This window comes from Pigmentibacter ruber (assembly GCF_009792895.1).
Taxonomy (GTDB): domain Bacteria; phylum Bdellovibrionota_B; class Oligoflexia; order Silvanigrellales; family Silvanigrellaceae; genus Silvanigrella; species Silvanigrella rubra.
In genome coordinates, this window is sequence record NZ_WSSC01000001.1 from 1,450,767 (window position 1) to 1,472,405 (window position 21,639).

The following is a 21,639-nucleotide window of genomic DNA, read 5'->3' on the forward strand; positions in this document are numbered from 1 at the left end:
CAGACAACATTGCTCATATAATTCGGAAGTTAAAGAAATGATTAAATTTTTAAGCTTAATTTTTGACAGTTTACGACTTACTTAATAAGGGTAGATAAATCTGTAAGTACAGTAATTGAATCACCTATTTTAACATGTTTTAACAATTCCCATGTCACTAGCCTGTCATTAAGTAAGGCTGAAGAATTTAGTTGCTTGTCTTTTAGCTCATGCGATTCAATTACTAGAGATGGTTTTAAAAGGAGAACATCTCCATTCCCCACCTCAATGAAAGAGGTATTGAAATCACAAATTTGCATTAAACTTAAGAAGTTTCTTATGACTCCACCATGTGTTGACCAAATGTAAATATCCTGTACAGAATTCTCATGCATTAAATCAATTTGAGGATTATCAGCTAGTTGAGAAATAAAAGCTTGATTTAAATCTACCAAAAAAGGTAGAATTCTTGTTGAAACCATATTCCATGACTCAGAATTTTCTCCAGGATATTTAGCATTTAAAGGATCTTCTTTATAATCAGAAAAATATTTTTCTAATTTGCCAGGATTTTTTTTAAGATATTCATCAATTGTATAATTTTCTAACTCTCCTGCATGATATTCGCGTAATTTAGGTTCATTCATAAAATTAATATTTTTTCCTAAGCGCTTTGATATTACTTTACTAACAACTTGTGCAGATAAAACAGATCTTTGGAGATCTGAAGTACGACATTCAGCAATTTTAGAATTAGGAAATTTGTTAAAAATATCTTCAAGTAAATCACTAATAACTTCACCAGTTTTTTGTACTTGTTCCAAACCATTCATATTTAAAGGACAGTTTTGCTGTCCTTGAAAGCGTTTTTCCGCATTATAATCTGTTTGACCATGTCTAAATAGAATAACGATAGGATTTATTTTTTTCATAATTACTGCTTTAATCTAAATTTAATTCAGGGTGATTTTGATAATATGCTAAAACTTCAGGATTTGCCATTGCTTCCTTATTTTTAACTTCCAATCCATTTATCACACTTTTGACAGCGGTCTCAACTATTTTTCCAGATCTTGTCCGTGGAATATCTGGAACAGAAATTATTTTTGCTGGGACATGTCTTGGAGAACAATTTACTTTTAATTTACCTTTAATTTCATCTATAAGTGTAGGCGTTAAATTTTTATCAACTTTTAGTTTGACAAACAAAATAATTCTAGTGTCATTTTGCCATTTTTGTTCAACAGCAATACTTTCTAAAATATCCTCAAATTGTTCAACTTGGCGATATATGTCCGCAGTTCCAATTCTTACCCCACCTGGATTTAAAGTTGCATCTGATCTTCCATAAATAACGATACCACCTGAAGATTTTATTTCAGCCCAATCTCCATGGTGCCATACGTTGACAAATTTTTTAAAGTAACTATTAAAAAATTTAGAATGATCATGATCATTCCAAAAATAAATTGGCTGCGAAGGAAATGGTAAAGTACAAACCAATTCACCTTGTTCGTTGATAATACTTTTTCCAAATTCATTAAAAACTTCAACTTTCATACCAAGACCTGGAGTTTGAATTTCTCCTTTAAAAACTTTGCCAGTAGGATTTCCTAACACAAAACAAGAAATAATATCGGTTCCACCAGACAAAGATGATAGACACACATCTTTTTTAATATTTTGATAGACAAATTCAAAGCTTTCATCATGCAACGGTGAACCAGTAGAACCTATAAAATCTAAATTTTTTAAAGGATATTTATTTTTTGGTATAAAAGAAGTTTTTTTAATTGCATCGATATATTTAGCTGAAGTTCCAAAAAAACGAACTTTTTCTGAGTCTATATAGTTAAATAACATTTCTGGCGAAGGAAAAAAAGGTGAGCCGTCATAAAGAATTATTGTACAGTTAGATGCTAGTGCAGATACCAGCCATTGATACATCATCCAACCACAAGTTGTATAGTAGAAGACTTTATCGCCATCTTTAAAATCACAGTGTAGTTTATGTTCTTTTACATGCTGAATTAAAGTTCCCCCAGCTCCATGCACAATACACTTTGGGACGCCTGTTGTTCCAGAAGAATACATTATGAACAAAGGATGATTAAATGGGAATTTTGGATATTGTATTTCTTTATATTCAAATTTTTTAAGAACGGATAAATAATTACTATATTTTATATCAGGAGAAATTAATATTTTATCAATATTTTCAATTTCATTACTAAAATAATTAACTTCCACAATATTTTTTAACGACTTTAAATTTCTTATTATTTCAGTTATTTTTTTAAAATCTTGAATCACTTTACCATTATAAACACTTGAATCAGAAAAAACAAAAAGTTTAGGTTCAATTTGCCCAAATCTATCTAAAACTCCTTGAATCCCAAAATCTGGAGAACAAAATGAACAGATAGCTCCCAAACTAGCTGCCGCTAAAAACAAAGTAATTGTTTCAGGAATATTTGGCATATAAAATGCAATACAATCATTTTTTTCAATCCCAATTGAAAGAAGAAATTGCTGCATTTTAGAAACCTGCATGTTTAATTCTGTCCAACTTAATTTTTTTTCTTGAAAATTTTCACCTCTAAAAACAATAGCTAATTCAGAATCATTTTTCCTTAGTAAATTTTGCGTGTAATTTAAATTAACAGAAGGGAACCATTCCACTTTTTTAAAATCATCAATATTAATTACACTATATTCATCTTCATTATCATGAATTATTTGAAAATATTCTAAAATATTTTGCCAAAATAGTAATACAGAATGATGATTTTTTTTTCCCGCATATTCACCAATTGACCATAAATATAGTTCATGAAAATTTTTTAAATTAAGATTATATTTCTGATTAATATAATTTCTAAATAATGTAAGATTTGCAGATTTTATTTTTTCTTCTGAAGGTTCCCAAAGGCATTCACTCGCAGCTGAATTAAACATTTGAACACAATGGGATTTAAACATAAGTCAACTTTCCTCTAGCACAAAATTATGATGTGTTGATCTTCCAAATTTATCTATTTTTACAAACACGAGGTCACAGTTTAAAATAGTACGGAGTCTATCCTCAGTGTCAATCTGTTTTGCACGACAAACACATTCAACAGTTATCGAGGATTTCCCAATTGCTTTTACGCAACAAAGAAATTCTAATACATCACCAAGTTTTGCTGGTTCATTGAACAACACTTCAGATATTTTTTTAGTCACAACATGATGAGTTTTCAAAATTTCCATTACAAAAATACCTGCACACTCATCTGCCCATTGAACTAGCAATCCACCAAATAAATTATTCCCTGCATTTAAGTGTGCACTTAGCACCAAATGGGATGTTACTCGGATATATGTTCTATTATTTATGGTGACTTCACTTGGGTTAGCAACCCTAATTTGATTTATACTTGACATAATTGAGCCTCAGGAGCGTTAGGTTAACCCAGTTTAAAAATGTTAAAATAAAGGGATGAATATAAAAAATCAAATCATTAAGGAAAAAGTACATGACTCCAAGTCAAAAAGCGGCTGCAATTCTTGCCTTAGCAGGAGAAGAAAACGCTGCAAAACTTATCCAAAACATTCCAGAATATGAAACTAAAAAAATTTTAAAAGCTTTTTCACGCTTACCTATTTTGACTGAAAAAGATATAGAAATATTAGCTAAAGAATTTGTTGACCTTGTTAAAAAAGTTGATTCTTATCAAGGTGCTTTTTCGATAAATAAAGCAAAGCAAATTTTATCGAAAGCAAATTTAACTTTAAAAGATCCAACTTGGATTGAACAGCTATCAGACTCCTATCTTATTGATGAAATAAGAAATATTCTTGAAACAATCTATGAAAAAGTTCTAATTCAATGGTTAAAACTTGAACATCCTCAAACAATAACTCTCATTCTAGCAATCGCCCCCCCCGATAAATGCTCAGCAATATTTAAACATCTCAACGAAAGTGTTAGAACAGAAATACTCTTAAGAATTAGTGTCTTAAATCATGTTGATACACCAGAACTTGAAAATGTTCATGAAGAACTAGAAAAGTTACAAAAAAATATGAATTCTAGAAATACAACTCCAAATGGAGTGGAAAAGATAAGCCAAATGCTTCAAGCGGCAAATAGTGATTTTAGAACGCAATTACTTGCAGGATTAAGCTCGAAAAATCCTGAACTGGCTAACAAAATTGCACAAGATATGTTGACTTTGTCGCGTATATCTGAATTAAATTCCAATCATCTTAGCTTATTATGTTCAAATTTAAGCGACCAAGTACTATCTTTAGGACTGCGCCTAGAAGATGACTCTGTAAAAGAAAAATTTCTTTCCTGTGTAGCAAAAAAAAGGAGACATTTGATAGAAAATGACTGGGAACATGGAAAGGTACAAAAAAAAATAGTTGAAAACGCCATTTCAACTATTATAAAAAAGGCCTTAGAGCTAAAGGAAAAGGGGAAAATAGCATTTCCTTGGGAAGAAACTTTGGTATAAGAAGAAAATTGAAATTTGGGTACATGTTTCCCTTTACTTATGGAGTCTTCAATGGCACAGCAACAAAAAGAATATCCTGTTACGGTAGTTACTGGATTTCTAGGATCTGGAAAAACTACTCTGTTAAATAGAATGCTACAAGAAAATCATGGAAAAAAAATAGCGGTAATTCTGAATGAAATTGGTGATGTTAATTTAGACTCTGAACTGGTTGTTCAAAGCATTGGTGAAGAATTAAAAATTATGAATAATGGCTGTGTTTGCTGCACAGTTCGTGGAGATCTCACTAAAATTTGTCTTGATTTAATTAAAAAGAAAATTAATTTTGACCATGTTGTAATTGAAACTACTGGTATGGCAGATCCAAGCCCTGTTGCACAAACATTTTTTATGGATGAAAATCTTCGTAAATATTTTTATCTGGATGCTGTTGTAACAGTTGTAGATGCGAAACATATAGATCAAAATTTGTCTGAAATTAAAGAAACACAGGATCAAATAGGCTTTGCTGATGTTATTTTATTAAATAAAATTGATACAATTGATGAGAAAAGAATTCTAGAAGTAGAAAATAAAATAAAAACAATTAATCCAATAGCAAAACTTTTCAAAACTGTAAATTCAAATGTACAAATAGGGGAAGTTCTTGCCATAAATGCATTTGATCTTCAGGCTAGAATAGAAATCAATCCTGAAATAACAAAGGAATATCATGAACATTCTCATGACGATGCCATTCAAAGTATTTATCTTGAAGAAACAAGACCGCTAGATATTGAAAAAATAAATCGCTTTATGCAACTTGTATTAAATGAATTAGGTAATCAAGTCTTAAGATATAAAGGAATATTATATATAAAGAATGAATCTAAAAGAATTGTTTTTCAAGGCGTGCATACCACCATGGGAAGTAATGAAGATAGAGAATGGCTTCCATCTGAAGAAAAGAAAACAAGAATTGTCTTTATTGGTCGCCATTTACCTAAAGATGTTTTGGAAGAAGGAATTTCTCTTTGCGTAGCTAAGTAACATTTGTTTCTTTAATGTTTTTAAGGAATGCTTTTTTTGCTATATCACCTATAGCATTTGTGGTAATTCCATCAAAAGCACCGCCTATAACACCACCTAATAACGGAACAGCTTTCCCAAAATTTATAACACTTTTTCCCCCAAATCTAGATAACAAACTTAAACCAATAGCTTTATTCAAGCGCATTATTGTTTCTTTACTAATATTTTGAATCACATTATGTAAAACTTTTGTTCCTAAATTAACACCCGCTTTTTTTAATATTTCTGCGCCAGCAGAACCACACAAACATGCAAGAACCATGGTTTTCACACGATCATCATGCACATCATAGCCATTCATAATTGCAATTGCAGCTATCATTCTGATTTGCAAAAAAGATACTCCAGCAATATTAGAAGGTAGGGTTACTGGAATAACTACAATACCACCTAGTCCAGTTAAAAAACCCCATGAAGCTGCTTTTGTATTCTGCCAGCGGATTAAACTATCAATTTTTTCTTCTAAGGAACCTTCTTGTTTTAAATATTCCTCTGCCAAAATAAAAGCACTATCCAGTCCAGGTAAATTTTGTGTGAGGGCTTTCTCGTATGCCCAATCTAATGTTTTTAAAATTAATGATTCATTCAATTTTTCAGCCATTTACATGCCCTTGAAGAGTTAAGAAGAAATAAAATTTCTAGAAAATTTTCATAAACTAGGAAATTTTAACCTTATCTAGCAAATTTTTGAAATAATAAAAACAAAATTTTAAAAAACCTCAAAATGTAACGAAATTATGTATGAATTTTATTTATGAAAGCAAGCAATTGAAATTGATAATCTATAAATTAAAAACAAAAAAATTAATTATTACTGTAAGTATCATCTTATTTAAATTTCAACTTTCTTATTCAAAAGAAATCATAAATAATTCAGATAATAAAACAAATAATTTAAATAACATAGATCATGAATCTCATGAAGCTAATATTGATGAATTAAAAAAAAGCAAAGTTATAAAATTAAAAGAAAATAAAAATACAGCTTGCGAACTATATGAAATAAAAGAAGGTGAAACAATAACTAGTATTTTAAGAAAAAAAAAATATTTTCCTATTTATGGAGAAAATGGATTTCTAAAAAAAACACTTAAAATTAATCCAAACATTTCAAGCTATAATATAACCCTATCTGAAGGAGAATCTATTTGTTTACTTAAAAATGAATTAATAAATGAAGATAAATTGAATAATATAGATTCAAATTTTCATTCTTATTACTTAGAAAGCGGAATAAAATATTTACGTTTGATAGAAATAGATTCAACATCTGGCACTGAAGCAAAACTTTTATCAAGAGCTATTCCTTTTATTGAAACTGGTTTTATCCAAAATTGGACAAAAGACTTTAAAAGCTATTTAGGAATTAATTATTCAATTTCTCAAATTATGCAATCAGATTCAAGTGTAGTAATAGGTGATAGTATAATAAGAATTACAAATTATTTTCTAGGTCTTAATTATAAATTTAACTCATTATTATATTCAGAACTTTTAATTTCTTATGGTGATACTCTTGTTGTAAGAGCTGTAGGTGATAATACTTTAAAAATCGAAAAAATGTCTAATACAAAATTTAAATTTTTAGGGGGAATTAATTTTTTGAATTTCGAAAATATTTTTTTTAATAGCGAATTAGGTTTTTTACTGAATACAAAATTTAATAATGAGATTTACAATTCTGATTATGGTAAAGGTTATGAAGGTGCTCTATTAGTAATTATAGCTAATAATGGATGGAATTTAAGAGGACGTGTATACTATAGCCATTACTCTACTTATGTTCAGCCAGTTACTTTTGATTATACCGAAGTTGGAATTTCAATACGCCTTACTGTTGATTTAGAGTAATATCAATTTATCTCATTTTTTATTCTATCGTCTAATTCATTCAAAGAAAAATTTAATTCTCTTTTATTTAAATATATAGTCGGATTCCCTTGAAAACCATTTGTAGAATACAATTTATTTTGAATTAAAATCAGTTTGTCATTAACTTTTTTGGAATCTAAGCAGGTATTAAAATTATTTATATCAAGTTTTGCATTATTAGCAATACTTAATACTTTATTTTTAATTTCATCATTTTTCAAATTTTCATTTTCATTATTTTTAGAAGTAAAAGTAAGAACTTTCCTAGAATAACTCCAGTATTTATCATTACCTTGTTCTTGAGCACAAAAAGCTCCTTTGGCAAAAAAACCGCTTAAAGAATTTATACTTGATGTGTAAGGAATGTTTATAAAATTAACTTTTTTGCCATATTTTTTATAAATATCTTCTACTTTATTTTCTAACTCAATACTTTTAGGGTTTGTATAGTCAAGAATACTAATTAGTGATATATTAGTATTACTATTACCTCTATTTGGAAAAACACTTATATCAAAAAGCAAAGGATTACCTAAAGGTTTACTAACATATGATATATATTTTCCATTGTTATATAGTTCAGATATTTTTTTATCTGATATTAAATTCATTTTTTCATAATTTAATTGAAATTGAATTTGCGTCTTAATTTTCTCAAATCCTTGTCCAGAAAATACATTGACTCCATGTTCTTTAACCATTTTATTATAATATATAAGAGCATCATCTTCACTAGCTTGATTAAACTTTATAAGATCAAATAAAGTTGGAATATAATTTTTATCTACTCTTTTATTTTGTTCTTTTGCAAGTATAATTCTTAAAGCTAAATGATCTGCAAACCTTTTTTCAGCATTATAAATATTATTTTCAATATTTGCATATTCTAAAATTAAATCATTTGGTAAATCTGCACTTGTCCATACACTATCACCAATCTTTACTATTTTTTTTACTATCCTATTTTGATTGGAAGAATATTTATTTTGAATAAATTGATAAGTTAAAAAAAGAGCAAAGCCACTGAAAATTCCTAAAAGATATATAGAAATATAAAATAATTTGTTCTGTTTCAACATTAAAGCAACCTCCTAAATTTATAATCTAGGAATTATATTAGCATACTTTAATAGATACTAATTCCATATCCTTTCCCAAAACCTGAACCACTGGCACAACTACCAGCAGAAGGAATTGATCCATTCGCAGCTATTGGACAGGAATACACTACACCGTTAGAATTTACGATATAAACATCGCTACTATTTGGTGTACTTGTAATTGCCCATATTGTTCCAAATCCATTTGCAGTATTTGTACAACTTGAACTTGAAGGAAATACCCCACTATTAAAAGGACAGACATAAACATTCCCATTCGAATAACCACCAACATAAGCATAACTGCCATTGTAACCCATACCCCAAGCTCCAGTAAATGTACTCGATTGAGAACAACCAGAAAAATTAGGTACGACTCCGCTATTTAATGGACATGATGTTACTTTATTTACAGAAGAATAATTTGCAAGATAAAAGTAATTATTTTTTACAAAACCAGCATAAATTTTACTAAATCCAGTACCAACAGAACAACCACTAGAATTAGGAATGGAACCATTACTTTGCACCGGACATGAATAGATTGTTCCAGCACTATACATCACAACATACACATAATTATTTGCATAATAAATTGTAGGATATGCTGGAAAAGAATCACTAAATCCAGTACTTTTTAAACAACTTGCTGCAGTAGATGGAATGGAATTATTTGTAATAGGACATGCATATACAAATCCAGAACTATTTACAACATACAAAAATGAGCTTGAAGCTGATACGCTATATAAACTTCCAAATCCAGTTGAAGCTGTGCAGCTAGACGCATTAGGTACAGCACCACCAGATAAAGTGCAAGTATAGACAGAACCATTATTATCACCAATATATGTTACTGTAGCAGGAACAGGAAAATTAACAGTGTATGCACTGCGTACAATTTCCATACTATTAAAATTTAAAGCACTATTTGTCCAAGCTGCAGCAAAAGCTAAATATCCATTTAATGTAAAATTCTGTTGACTTCCAATGCGTGGGAAATTACCTAATATAAAATTACCACCTCCTAAAGCTGTTGCATTTGTTGAAGGTAACGTTTGAGTTCCATTCGTATCTAAAATATTTGTTGTACCACTTAATGATCTGCCAACAAAATTATATCCTACATTACTATTTGTAATAGTTTGATTCGCTAAATCATCACGAAAGTTATTTCCACTACCACTATTAAATCCAAACCCATTTGTTGAATTAGCAGATGAATTCGTTGAATAACCAAAAATACCATTAAAATTAGTTGAACTTGGATTTTGTGCATATGCTACAATTGTAGATGGTTGTGTCGAATTAAAAATTGCTGAATTAGATGTAGCAATACCATAATTTGGAGCTGATGCTAAAGCAGAACTGCCCAGTACTCCATTTTGATCCCAAGCAAACGAGGATGAAGTTAGTGTAGAGTTATGCTGATCGCAATATAAGTCAAACAAAGTTCTATTACTTACACTTCCATAGCCAGCATTTTGTTGCTTTTGCATTGCATATAATACATCTGGTATAGAAACATTGTTAGCAATTAAATTATCTAGAAAGTTTTTAATTTGTCCTTGTCCAGCTGCAGTTAACGAAAACCCAGAAATAGTACTGACTCTATTTGAATAATCTGTTAATATTCCGCTCGTATTAATTCCATTTGTTGTAGAATTTCCGTTAATACAAACTTTATTACTCCCTAAAAAATTTGAACAAGTTACACATGCTGTCAAAACTTTACATAAGTCAGAAGATTGAGTTGTATAAGTTGAAGACGTAACACCATTTATAATGCTGTTATTAGCATACCAACTATAAGAACAGTTTGATGTATCACTCCATGTCCCTAAAGTAGTAGAAAGTATATTTCCTGTTGAAGTAATAATATTTGATGTAGAACTAATACCTGATCCACTTAGTACTGGTGTCACAGTATTTTGAGGAGAACTATAAGTAACAGATGCGATATTTGAATTAGCAGTTGTATTAAATGCATTTGTAGCTGTTACTACATAATAATATGTTGTTCCGTTAACTGGATTACTTAAATCTGAGCATGAAGTATTTGTTAAATTTGAATTAGCACAAGTACCTGCTGTTAAAGGAAGATACCCACTGCCAGATGTAGTAGATCGTTTTACAGTATATGTTATTGCTGAATTACCTGGACTTGCTGTCCAATTTACAGCAATGGAGCCTACTCCAGAAATAGTTGCTGTTACTCCTGTTGGTGGTGTCGTTTGCGTAACAGCACTAACAGAACTTGATTGAATTGTGGTTCCTGCTGAATTCACCGCCTGTACTGCATAGTAATAAATATTTCCTGGAGAACCTCCTGTATCAGAACAATTTAATCCACTAATTCCTGCAGGAGTACATGTACCTGTTGAAAATGTTGAAAAGCTTCCTGCTAAATTTGTTAACGATCGTAATACAATATAACTTATACTTGAATTTCCAGGGCTCGCACTCCAACTGATATTAATTGTAGTAGTATTTGTTGCTGTTGCAGAAATTGTTGTAGGCGTATTTGTAGGTAAAGTAACAGAAGTATTACTTGTAACTGAGGTTGTTCCACCAGCATTTGTTGCTGAAATATTATAGTAATAAATATTTCCTGCAGTTGCTGATGAGTCTAAACAACTTGCCAAAGAAGATGTAATTGTAACATTACATACAATTTGAGAAAAACCTGAACCACTATTTAAAGATCTAAATACATTATAAGTTATGCTAGCAGATCCTGGACTCACTGTCCAAGAGAGATTTACTGAAGATGAAGAAACTGCTGTCGCACTTAATCCGGTTGGTGTAGATGTTAATGTTGTTGCAGTTGCTTGAACTGAATTTGCCGTTGTTCCTGCAATATTAGTCGAAGTAACTACATAGTAATATTTTGTCCCGATTGCTAATCCAGAATCAGTACAGGTAATACCAGATAAATTGCCAAAACATCCGCTTCCACTAGGAACTGCTGTAAAAGTTGTTCCATTTATGGATCGCAAAACACTATACGTAATAGAGGCTGTACCAGGGCTTGCGGTCCAATTTAAAGTAACAGAATTTGTGCTTGCTGTAGTAGCAATAAGTGTTGTAGGTGCTGTTGTCGGTAAGGTAACAGATACTTCACTTGAATTACCTGAAGTGCTTCCACCTGTTGATGCCGTTAGCACATAATAGTATGTTACACCTGGAAGAACACTTGCATCGTTACATGTTACTAATGGAGAATTAACAGCACTACTGCAAGTCCCAGATGTTGGAGAAATGTAAGGTCCACCTGCTGTTGTTGATCTTTTAATATTGTAAACTACACTACTTCCTGGACTTGCCGTCCAACTAATATTAACTAATACTGAACTTACCGCTGTTGCCGTGATAGAAGTTGGAGCAGTTGTAGGCGTAGTTACGTTAATTTCAAAAGAATTTGCTGAAGCGCCAGCCGCTGTATTAGCTTTAATAATATAAAAGTATTTTATACCTGCTGAAACTGAAGTATCTTGACAAGATAAAACAGTAATATTCCCTGAACAAGTTCCACTTGTTAATGCTGTATATGGCCCACCAGAAACTAGTGAACGAAATATTGTATAAGATATATTAGCTGTACCAGGACTTACCGACCAAGATAAATTTACTTGAGAAGAACTAGTTGCCAGAGCAGTAAATGTATTGGGTGGAGACGTAAAACTAGTTGCTGATATTTCACTTGAATTTACCGAAGTACCACCTGCATTGGTTGCAGTTAAAATATAATAATAAGTTGTACCAGGAGCAACTGTACTATCAATACATGTTACAGCGCTAATATTTTTACAACCAGTAACAGGAGAATAAGCACCTCCAGAAGTAGAAGACCTACTTAAAGTATATGTTGTACCAGAAGCATTCCCAGTCACTGCTGACCAATTCATTTGAATTTGAGTTGTATTTATAGGACTAGCACTTAAAGAAGTTGGAGGATTAGGAGGTGAAGTCACAGAAATTTCATTTGAAAATGTGGTAGTTCCAGCGCTATTTGTTGCAGAAATAACGTAAAAATAAGTTGATCCAGATGCAATACTTGAATCTGTACAACTATTTGTTGTTACAATACTACCACATGAGCCAATAGAACCACTTAACGACACATAACCACTTCCACTAACATTTGAACGATAAATATTATAATTAATTGCTGAGTTACCGGGACTAACTACCCAATATAAATTTGCACTAGTTGTTGTTAACGATGCTAAACTTAAACCACTTGGTGGATTTGTAGGTAATATTAATTGTTTTTCTGAGGTAGATAAAATACTTCCTGACGAATTTTGTCCTTTAATTCTCATAAAGTATATATTTCCTGGAGATAAATTACTTAATGCTAAAGATGATGTTGTTACAGGACCTTGGCTACCAGTATAAGTTCCAGAAACAGCTCCATATTGAATAATATAATTTTGTGCACCACTTGCTGCAGACCAATTGATATTAGCAGAAGTTGAATTCACTGGAGCTAAACTTATAAAATCAAATGTTCCAATCGACATTCCAGAAATTTCAGTACTTTGAAATGTTCCTCCTGTTGATAAATTTGCTATTAATGCAAAATAATATGTTACTCCATTAGATAAACCTGAAGCGGTGCAATTCGTAACAACTAAATTTGCACATCCTGAAACAATTTGTCCGCCACTAACAGCATTTCCTGGAGAAGTTGAATAATAAATATTATATGTTGTAGCATTAACTACACTCCCCCAATTTAAAGAAATTTGTGTCGATGCTATCCCTGATATTGCAAGAGTGTTACCTAATGGAGTGCCACTAACTTCAGAAGTTGAATTTGTTGCAGTAGAATTTATTCCAGTGTTGTTTGCATATACTGTAAAATAGTAAGTAGTACCATTTGTTAAACCAGTTACCGTACAAGTCAATGTAATAATAGATACACAGCCTGTTACATTGGTTCCAGTAGATGATCCTCCTAAAGTTGTAGATGATTTTACAGTATAATTTGTTGCACCTGAAGCTGCATTCCAATTTAAAATAATTTGCCCTGAAGAAGATGAAATATTTGTTATTGAAAAAGATCCAATAGGTGTTACTGTAACTTGATTTGAATTTGCAGATACTCCACCTAACGTATTTGCATTCACTACATAGTAATACGTTGTACCAAGAAAAATAGAATTATCAGAAACAGATGTTGAACTAATACCAGATTGTACTACAGAATATGAAGCTCCAGAAGTTTGTGATCGACTTAGTGAATAAGTAATTAATGCAGCAGTGCCCGAACTCGCTGTCCAAGAAAAATTAATAAAAGATCCACCAGCAACTGCAGATAGTGTTGAAGGAGCTGTTGTTGGTGTTACTGTATTAATTTCATTTGAATTCCCTGTTGTTCCATTAGAATTTGTTGCTCTGACAATATAAAAATAAGCATTTCCTGGTGTAACAGAACTATCAGAGCAATTTAATGAACTAATTGCCACGCAACCAACAACATTTGTATATGATCCGCCTGTGGTTGATGAACGTAAAACAGTATAAGTATTTGCAAGTAGACCTGGACTTGGTGCCCAAGTCATCACAATATTTGTTGAGGAAACAGATGTAAATGAAAAACCTGTTGGAGGACTTGTAGGCATATTTACAGAAACTTCATTAGAAGCAATAGATGCTCCGCCTGAATTAATTGCTGTTACGATATAGTAATATTTATAGCCTGGCTGAGCAGTAGAGTCAGTACAAGTTAATACTGTTATGTTACTACAACTTCCTGAGGTCAATGGAGAATAATTAGCTCCACTCGTTACAGATCTACTCACCTGATAAGTAACATTTGCAGTGCCTATACTTGCACCCCACGATAAATTTACGCTTGTACTACTTGTTGCTGTAGCTGTTAAAGTCGATGGTGCATTAGTTATTGTTGTGGCAGAAACTTCGCTTGATAATGCAGAGTTCCCTCCCCCATTAACTGCAGTAATTGTATAATAATAAGTTATTCCAGGTGATAAACCTGTATCTGAACAAGAATTTGTGGAAGTACTTAAATTCCCAGAACACCCACCAGTGGCTATATTAATATAGCCACTACCAGAAGTTGTTGATCTTCCAATTATATAACTAATAGCAGAATTCCCTGGACTTAAATTCCATGAAAGATTGATTGCTGTTGATGATGCAGTTACTGCAACAACATTTGAAGGAGCAGTTGTTGGTACTGTTACAGCTACTTGATTTGAAAAACTCGTTGTTCCTGCAAAATTTGTTGCATTTACTACGTAGTAATAAATATTACCAGGTGTTACTGACGTGTCACTACAATTTGTTGAAGCTAATGCTGAATTTGAACAAGTTCCTGATGTAATATTTAAATATGTTGAACCAGAGATAACAGACCTTTTAATTAAATATGTTACAGAAGCCCCACTGCTTGGACTTGCATTCCAAGATAAATTTACAGCTGTAGTAGAACTTGCAGAGCCAATTAAATTTGTTGGAGCAGTTGTTGGCATTGTTACGGAAGCTTCAGATGAGTTTGCTGAGCTTCCTCCAGCAGTATTTGCAATAACAACATAGTAATAAATTGTTCCAGGAGATAAATTTTGATCCGTACAAGTTGTGCTTGCAACAAGAGCCGAACAGGTTCCAGAAATTACGGAAGAATAGACTCCTCCGCTTACTGTAGATCTTTTTACAGTATAAGTTACATTGCTAGTTGATCCCGCACTCGCAGTCCAAGATAAGGTAACAGAAGTTGCTCCAGTAGCTGTTGCTACCAAATTTGTTGGAACATTTGCGGCTGTTGTCGCTGTAACTTCTGCAGAATATGGTGAATTTCCTCCCGCTGTTGATGCTATAAGAACATAAAAATATTGAGAACCTGGACTCACAGTTGTATCTGAACAAGTAAGTGAAGTAACTGAAGTACAACTAGATACTACTGTATAAGGTCCTCCGCTAACACTTGAACGGAGCAAAGAATAATTTATATTTGCCGTTCCAGGACTTGCTGTCCAAGAAAAATTTATCGCAGAACTACTTCCAACATTAGCAACTACATTTGTTGGAGAAAGAGTTGGAGTAGTTGCACTTACTGCTATTGAATTAGCACTTGTTCCTGCTGCTGTAATTGAGTTAATAACATAATAATAAGTTGTCCCTGGCTGTACATTTTGATCTAGACAATTTGTTGTATTTACAGCAGTTTGACAACTTCCAGCTAATATGGCTGTATAGGTTGAACCATTTAATGAATGCTTAGCTAAATAGCTAACAGGATTAGTCCCAGTTGTACCCGTCCAGCTAAGAGAGATAGAAGTTGTATTCAATGCAGTAGCTGTTACATTAATTGGGACACTTGCATATGTTGTAACTGAAGTTTCATTAGAATTTCCAGATGTACCACCTGAAGTTACAGATTGAGCAACATAATAATATTTTGATGCAGCTTGTGCTGTTGTATCTTGACAACTTAAAGTTGGATAATTGATATTACCAGCACATCCACCAGATGTTATGGCCGAGTAAGGCCCTCCACTTTGTGTTGCGCGCAATATTATAAAACTTAACGATGCACCACCAGAGCTACTAGACCAAGATAAATTAACTGAATTAGCACTTACAGCTGTAGCTAATAAATTTGTTGGCGCAGACGCTTGTGAAGTTAAGGATAACTCTGTTGAATTTCCAGTAAAACCTGCTGCATTACTTGCAGAAACAACGTAGTAATAATTGCTTCCAGAATTTATTGAAGTATCCGTACAACTTGCAGAAGAGATACTTGTACATCCTATTACATTTGTATAAGGTCCTCCACTTGTATTGGCTCTTTTTAAAGTATAACTGATAGGGTCAGAACCTATACTTGGATTCCAAAATACAAATACAGCTGTACTACTTGCCGCATTTCCTGTTAATCCAGTAGGAATTGTTGTTGGAGTTACAGCATTTATTTCCGATGAATTAGATGAATTTCCTCCTGTATTGCTAGCTTTAATAACATAGTAATATCTATTTCCAGCAGAAACACTGGTATCAGTACAACTAGCTGAAGAGCCACTAACAGTAACAGGACAAGAAATTGTTGTATAAGGCCCACCTGGCGTAGAAGAGCTTTGGATAATATAATTAATACTTGAATTCCCAGGACTGATATTCCAAACTAAATTCATTGTTGAACTACTTGTTGCTGAAGCGGTTATATTAGTAGGTGGTGTAGTAACTAATGTTGTTGAGAATTCAGAATTTGAACTAACGTTACCTTGTCCATTAATTGCTACTATTTTAAAATAATAAATTGTACCAGCATTTAAATTAGATATAGTTGCAGGAGATGATGTAAATGGCCCGCTAGAAAAAGTATACGAACCAGAAACTGTTCCATAAATAATATTGTATGAACTTGCACCAAGAGCAGAATTCCAACTTATTTGCACACTATTTGCAGATAAACCATTGACAGCAATAAAGTCAAAAGATCCAATAGGAGTTGCAAAGACTTCACCACTATTAAAAGTTCCACCAGTGGATAAATTTGCAACCATTGCAAAATAATATTTTGTCCCATTAGTTAAACCTGTAGCCGTGCATGAATTTGTAGTAATTGAACTACAGCCCGTTGCTATAACACCTCCAGAAATAGCATTTCCTGATATCTGCGAAACATAAATATTATAATTATTTGCATTTGGGATTGAATTCCAATTAATTACTACTTGACCAGTTCCTGCTGTTATAGTTGTAAATGGCGTATTAAAAGGAGTGCTAGTAGCCTCACTTGAAAAATTACTAGCAGTAGATCCTACTCCAACATTATTTGCAAATACCGTATAATAATAAGTTGTACCATTAGTAAGACCTGTATTAATTACACATGTTGTAGACACTATGGCTGAACAATTTGATATAATTGAACCAGAACTTGAGCCTCCCATTGTTGTAGATTGCTTCACGGTATAGTTTGTTGCCCCTAATGCAGTATTCCAAGTTAACGTAACTTGATTTGGTGCCGTCACATTTCCAATTATATTTAAACTACTAATTGGGGTTACAGTTATTTGATTTGAATTTCCAGAATTTCCACCACTTGTCATTGCTTGAACAACATAGTAATAGGTTGTTCCGTTTGTAACACTAAAATCACTATAGCTTGTTGTTGTAATATTTGTATCAATAACATTATATGGACCACCAGAAGATAATGATCTTTTTATAATGTAACTGATAGAACCACTTGTACCACTGCTTGCTGTCCAAGCTAAATTAACAACTCCACCTCCATTTGCAGTAGCTACTAATCCAGTTGGAGGATTTGCAATTGTTGTAGCTAATACTTCATTTGAATAAACAGATACACCACCTGCTGTAGTTGCAGTAATTACATAATAATAAGTTGTTCCCGCAACTACGTTTGTATCTGTGCACGAAGTTAAAACAAGAGATCCACTACATCCGCCAGATAGAATAGTTGTATAAGGCCCTCCACTTGTATTAGCTCGCGCCACATTATAAGAAATACTTGCCGTTCCAGGACTAGTTGTCCACGATAAAGAAACTGATGAAGAACTTGCGGTACTAATATTATTTAAAATAGGAGGAGTTGTATAAGTAGTAGCTTGTGCTTGAGTTGAATAAACTGATTCACCACCTGAGGTTACAGATGTAACAACATAATAATAAGTAGTACCTGCAATAAGATTTGTATCAGAACATGAATTAATTGAGATATTATTACAAGAACTAACAATATTATAAGGTCCAGTTGCAGATGTTGATCGATATAAATTATATAAGATTGTTGATGTTCCTGGGCTTGCTGTCCAACTCAGATTTATGGAAGTAGTATCTTGAGCGATTGCAGTTAAGTTAGTGGGTGCTGTTGAAGGCATAACCACATTGACTTCAGCTGAGTTTGTAGAAACACCTCCAGCTGTTGTTGCTTTTACAATATAGTAATAAGAATTTCCAGGAGATGCGCTAGTATCTGTGCAATTAAATGCATTTACTAAACCACTTTGACAAGTACCAGATGTAATTGCAGCATAATTAATTCCGCCACCTGTGGAACTACGTAAAATAGTATACGTGATTGGCACATTTCCTGAACTTGCAGACCAAGTTACGTTTACTGTATTAGAACCAATCGGAGACGCTGTTACGTTAGCTGGTGGATTTGTTGTCGTAGTCGCATTTGCTTCGCTAGAGTAAACAGATACTCCACCAGCAGTCGCTGCTGTAATTACATAATAATACTTTGTACCTGGTAAAACATCATTATCAAGACACGTAACTAAAGGAGACAGAATACTGGTTCCACAAGAACCATTTACAATTTGAGAATATCCCGAGCCACTCGTCGTAGAGCGAAATAATGTGTAACTTATTTGTGCACTACCCGAGCTAGCTGTCCAAGATAGATTGATAGAATTTGTTCCCGTTGTTGTGGCTGTTAAAGTTGTTGGTGCATTTGTTGGAGTTGTTGCAGAAGCAAATCCTGAATTTCCAGAAGCACCTCCAGCTGTCGTTGCAGTAATAATATAGTAGTAAGTTGTCCCAAGATTGACAGAATTATCGATACATGAGGTAACAGATAAACTTCCTGTACATCCACCCGTTGCAATGGCTACATATCCGCTCGAACTATTCGTTGAACGAAGTACTGTATAGGTTATGGGAGTCGTTCCAGGGCTAGCAGACCAACTCATACTAATGCTTGTACTAGATATTGTGGTTGCAATAAGATCAGCCGGAGGGGTTGTCGTTGTTGTGGCATTTGCTTCAGCTGAATAACTTGATATTCCACCATCTGTCGTAGCTGTTACAACATAAAAATATTTTTTCCCTGAATCTACAGCCGAATCAATACAATTAGTAACTCCAATAGATAAGACAGAGCAACTTGCCGATGAAACTAAATTATAACCAAAACCTGATGTTTCAGAACGATATACTTGATATGTTATTAAAGAAGAATTTCCAGGACTCGCATTCCAAGATAAATTAACAGAAGAATTTCCTATAGCCGTAGCAGATAATCCAGTTGGTGCTGCTGTAGGAGTTACTGCGTTTGTTTCAATGGAATTGCTCGTGCTTCCTCCAGCTGTTGTAGCCAAAACAACATAATAATAACGAAGTCCAGGTGAAGCACTTAAATCAGTACAAGAAGTCACAGTAAGAGTTGAATTACTGCATGATCCCGAAGCAATTACAAAATATGGACCGCCGCTATTTGTAGCCCTCTTTACTTGATATGTAATTGGCACACTGCCAGGACTAGTTTGCCAATTTAAAGTAACAGAATTTGCTGAATTTGCATTTGCAATAAGATCACTTGGAGGTGTTGTTAGCGTTGTAGCTGTAGCCTCACTCGAGTTTGGAGAAGATCCTCCTGATGTCGTTGCTATTACTACATAATAATAATTTGTACCTGCAGAAAGTCCATTATCAGTGCAATTATTTCCGTTAATTCCTATACAATTTGGAACAGGAGAATAATTACTACCTGACGTTGTTGATTTAAATACAGAATAAGTAATTTGCCCTGCAGTCCCAGAACTTGGAGTCCAAGAGAGTTGGAGTGAATTTGCTGTAATTGCAGAAAATACTAAAGCCGAAGGTGAATTTGGTTGTGTTGTTAATGCCAATTCAGAGCTATTCGAAGTAGTCCCTGCTGAATTAGTTGCACTTGCAACATAATAATATTGCGTTCCTGCTGCTACTGAACTATCTGAACAATTTACTACACTAATATTAATACAACCTGTTACATTAGAGTATGGTCCTCCAGAAACTAAAGATCTTTTTAGTGTATAAGTAATTGGTACATTTCCAGGACTTTGTAGCCATTGTATGATTGCAGAATTTGTTGATACAAAAGGACTATATAAGTTGGTAGGTGGAGTTGTAGGTGTTACTACGGAAGCTTGAAAGGAATTCGGAGAACTCCCTGCTGAATTACTCGCAGAAACAACATAATAATATTGCATTCCTGGTAAAACAGTATAATCTGCAAAAGTTAAAGTAGCAGAGTTTAAATTACTTACAAGAAGACTATACGGTCCACCAGAAACAATTGAACGACTTACTTGATAAGTTATTGTTCCCAAACCAACGGATGCATTCCAAGATACATTCGTTAAATTAGAGTTAGCTGCTAAGGCAGTAACAGAAGTCGGAGCAAAAGGTGGTGCAAGTGGGGTTGCAGTACTTATATTACTTGCTACACTTCCAGCATTATTACTTGCAGTAACTTGAAATTGATAAGTTGTACCATTATTTAGATTAGGAATAATTGCGTAATTGGTTTGCAAATTGGTTATGGAATCTGTAAATGGTCCAGGATAAACGCCGTAACTTACAGAATATGTCTTAGCAATATCAACCGCATTCCAAATTAAATAAACAGTTTTGTCACCAGATATTGCATTAACAGATTGAAATGGGCCAACAGTAGCAGCTATTTCTGTTTTAGAGTCCGTATTTCCATAGGCATTTTGTGCAGAAACTTTAAAATAATATTTTGTCCCATTTTGCAAAGAAGAAACAATACAAACAATTTGGGCATTACATGAAGTCAAAGAATTTGAATAATTTTTTGGAGAAGTACCATACCAAACAGTATAATGATTTGCTTTTTGCGCTTGTCCCCAAAGTAACGCAACCTGACTATCACTTGCAAGAGCATCAGTAATTTCAAAAACTTTAGGAGTTGATAAAAAAGGGCTATTACCATCGTCAACATGTGAATTCGCCCCCCCTAAAGGATTAAAATTACAACCATAAGCAACGATCAAAATAAGAAACAAAATTAAAATTGTTTTATGAAATAATCGAAACAACTCCCTATCCTAATTTTTAAATTTAATTTATTATACATAATAAAGGAATATATTTCTATTTAGTTATCCATAATTATCTTCAATATTAACAATGCAATATTTTCACTGCCAGAAATATTTTCCTAAAATAATCTTACTTACCTTGCAATATAACAAGCCGAAAAATTTATATAAAGTTAGAAAAATTTTTACAGGTAAAAGGAATTTGAAGCTAATAAAATTTAAAAAAAATTTAATCAAAAATATTTTAATACTATTCATAATTTTATTTTGCCAAAAAAATCA

Annotated in this window: 9 protein-coding genes; 3 read left to right on the forward strand and 6 right to left on the reverse strand. The window is 32.8% G+C overall.

Going from position 1 to position 21,639, the window contains the following annotated elements; all coding sequences use genetic code 11:
- Window positions 1–77: 77 nt before the first annotated feature.
- The 3 genes from GOY08_RS06030 to GOY08_RS06040 are packed head-to-tail and all read right to left on the reverse strand — an operon-like array spanning window position 78 to window position 3,408.
- Window positions 78–911, reverse strand: coding sequence for a histidine phosphatase family protein (locus GOY08_RS06030; RefSeq protein ID WP_158997961.1), 834 nt, complete (start codon window positions 909–911; stop codon window positions 78–80).
- A gap of 10 nt (window positions 912–921) precedes the next feature.
- Entirely contained in the window at window positions 922–2,961 is a 2,040-nt protein-coding gene (locus GOY08_RS06035) for an acetoacetate--CoA ligase (protein ID WP_202914033.1), read from the reverse strand.
- A 3-nt stretch (window positions 2,962–2,964) separates the two neighbouring features.
- Window positions 2,965–3,408 carry an acyl-CoA thioesterase gene (locus GOY08_RS06040; protein ID WP_158997962.1) on the reverse strand — a complete coding sequence of 148 codons (444 nt, stop codon included), beginning with the start codon at window positions 3,406–3,408 and terminating at the stop codon, window positions 2,965–2,967.
- Between the two features lie 92 nt (window positions 3,409–3,500).
- Here GOY08_RS06040 and GOY08_RS06045 point away from each other — a divergent pair, with 92 nt between their 5' ends.
- On the forward strand, window positions 3,501–4,484 hold the full coding sequence (locus tag GOY08_RS06045) for a FliG C-terminal domain-containing protein (protein ID WP_158997963.1): 984 nt from the start codon (window positions 3,501–3,503) through the stop codon (window positions 4,482–4,484).
- A gap of 51 nt (window positions 4,485–4,535) precedes the next feature.
- Complete coding sequence (locus GOY08_RS06050; RefSeq protein WP_158997964.1) at window positions 4,536–5,513, forward strand: CobW family GTP-binding protein; 978 nt, start codon at window positions 4,536–4,538, stop codon at window positions 5,511–5,513.
- Here the strand turns inward: GOY08_RS06050 and GOY08_RS06055 are convergent.
- A complete protein-coding gene (locus GOY08_RS06055; RefSeq protein ID WP_158997965.1) occupies window positions 5,506–6,156 on the reverse strand; it encodes an EcsC family protein in 651 nt (216 codons plus the stop codon). The genes GOY08_RS06050 and GOY08_RS06055 overlap by 8 nt on opposite strands.
- A gap of 167 nt (window positions 6,157–6,323) precedes the next feature.
- Between GOY08_RS06055 and GOY08_RS06060 the strand changes: the two genes are divergently transcribed.
- On the forward strand, window positions 6,324–7,406 hold the full coding sequence (locus GOY08_RS06060) for a hypothetical protein (protein ID WP_158997966.1): 1,083 nt from the start codon (window positions 6,324–6,326) through the stop codon (window positions 7,404–7,406).
- Between the two features lie 2 nt (window positions 7,407–7,408).
- On the opposite strand, the gene GOY08_RS06065 is transcribed toward GOY08_RS06060, so the two are convergent.
- Complete coding sequence (locus GOY08_RS06065; RefSeq protein ID WP_158997967.1) at window positions 7,409–8,506, reverse strand: thioredoxin domain-containing protein; 1,098 nt, start codon at window positions 8,504–8,506, stop codon at window positions 7,409–7,411.
- A 47-nt stretch (window positions 8,507–8,553) separates the two neighbouring features.
- Window positions 8,554–21,354, reverse strand: coding sequence for a fibronectin type III domain-containing protein (locus tag GOY08_RS06070; protein WP_158997968.1), 12,801 nt, complete (start codon window positions 21,352–21,354; stop codon window positions 8,554–8,556).
- Window positions 21,355–21,639 lie beyond the last annotated feature (285 nt).

What these genes read in the sequence shown, in the direction of transcription:
- GOY08_RS06030 (WP_158997961.1), bottom strand. Translation starts at nt 911, where the DNA reads ATGAAAAAAATAAATCCTATCGTTATTCTATTTAGACATGGTCAAACA.
- GOY08_RS06035 (WP_202914033.1), bottom strand. Translation starts at nt 2,961, where the DNA reads ATGTTTAAATCCCATTGTGTTCAAATGTTTAATTCAGCTGCGAGTGAA.
- GOY08_RS06040 (WP_158997962.1), bottom strand. Translation starts at nt 3,408, where the DNA reads ATGTCAAGTATAAATCAAATTAGGGTTGCTAACCCAAGTGAAGTCACC.
- GOY08_RS06045 (WP_158997963.1), top strand. Translation starts at nt 3,501, where the DNA reads ATGACTCCAAGTCAAAAAGCGGCTGCAATTCTTGCCTTAGCAGGAGAA.
- GOY08_RS06050 (WP_158997964.1), top strand. Translation starts at nt 4,536, where the DNA reads ATGGCACAGCAACAAAAAGAATATCCTGTTACGGTAGTTACTGGATTT.
- GOY08_RS06055 (WP_158997965.1), bottom strand. Translation starts at nt 6,156, where the DNA reads ATGGCTGAAAAATTGAATGAATCATTAATTTTAAAAACATTAGATTGG.
- GOY08_RS06065 (WP_158997967.1), bottom strand. Translation starts at nt 8,506, where the DNA reads ATGTTGAAACAGAACAAATTATTTTATATTTCTATATATCTTTTAGGA.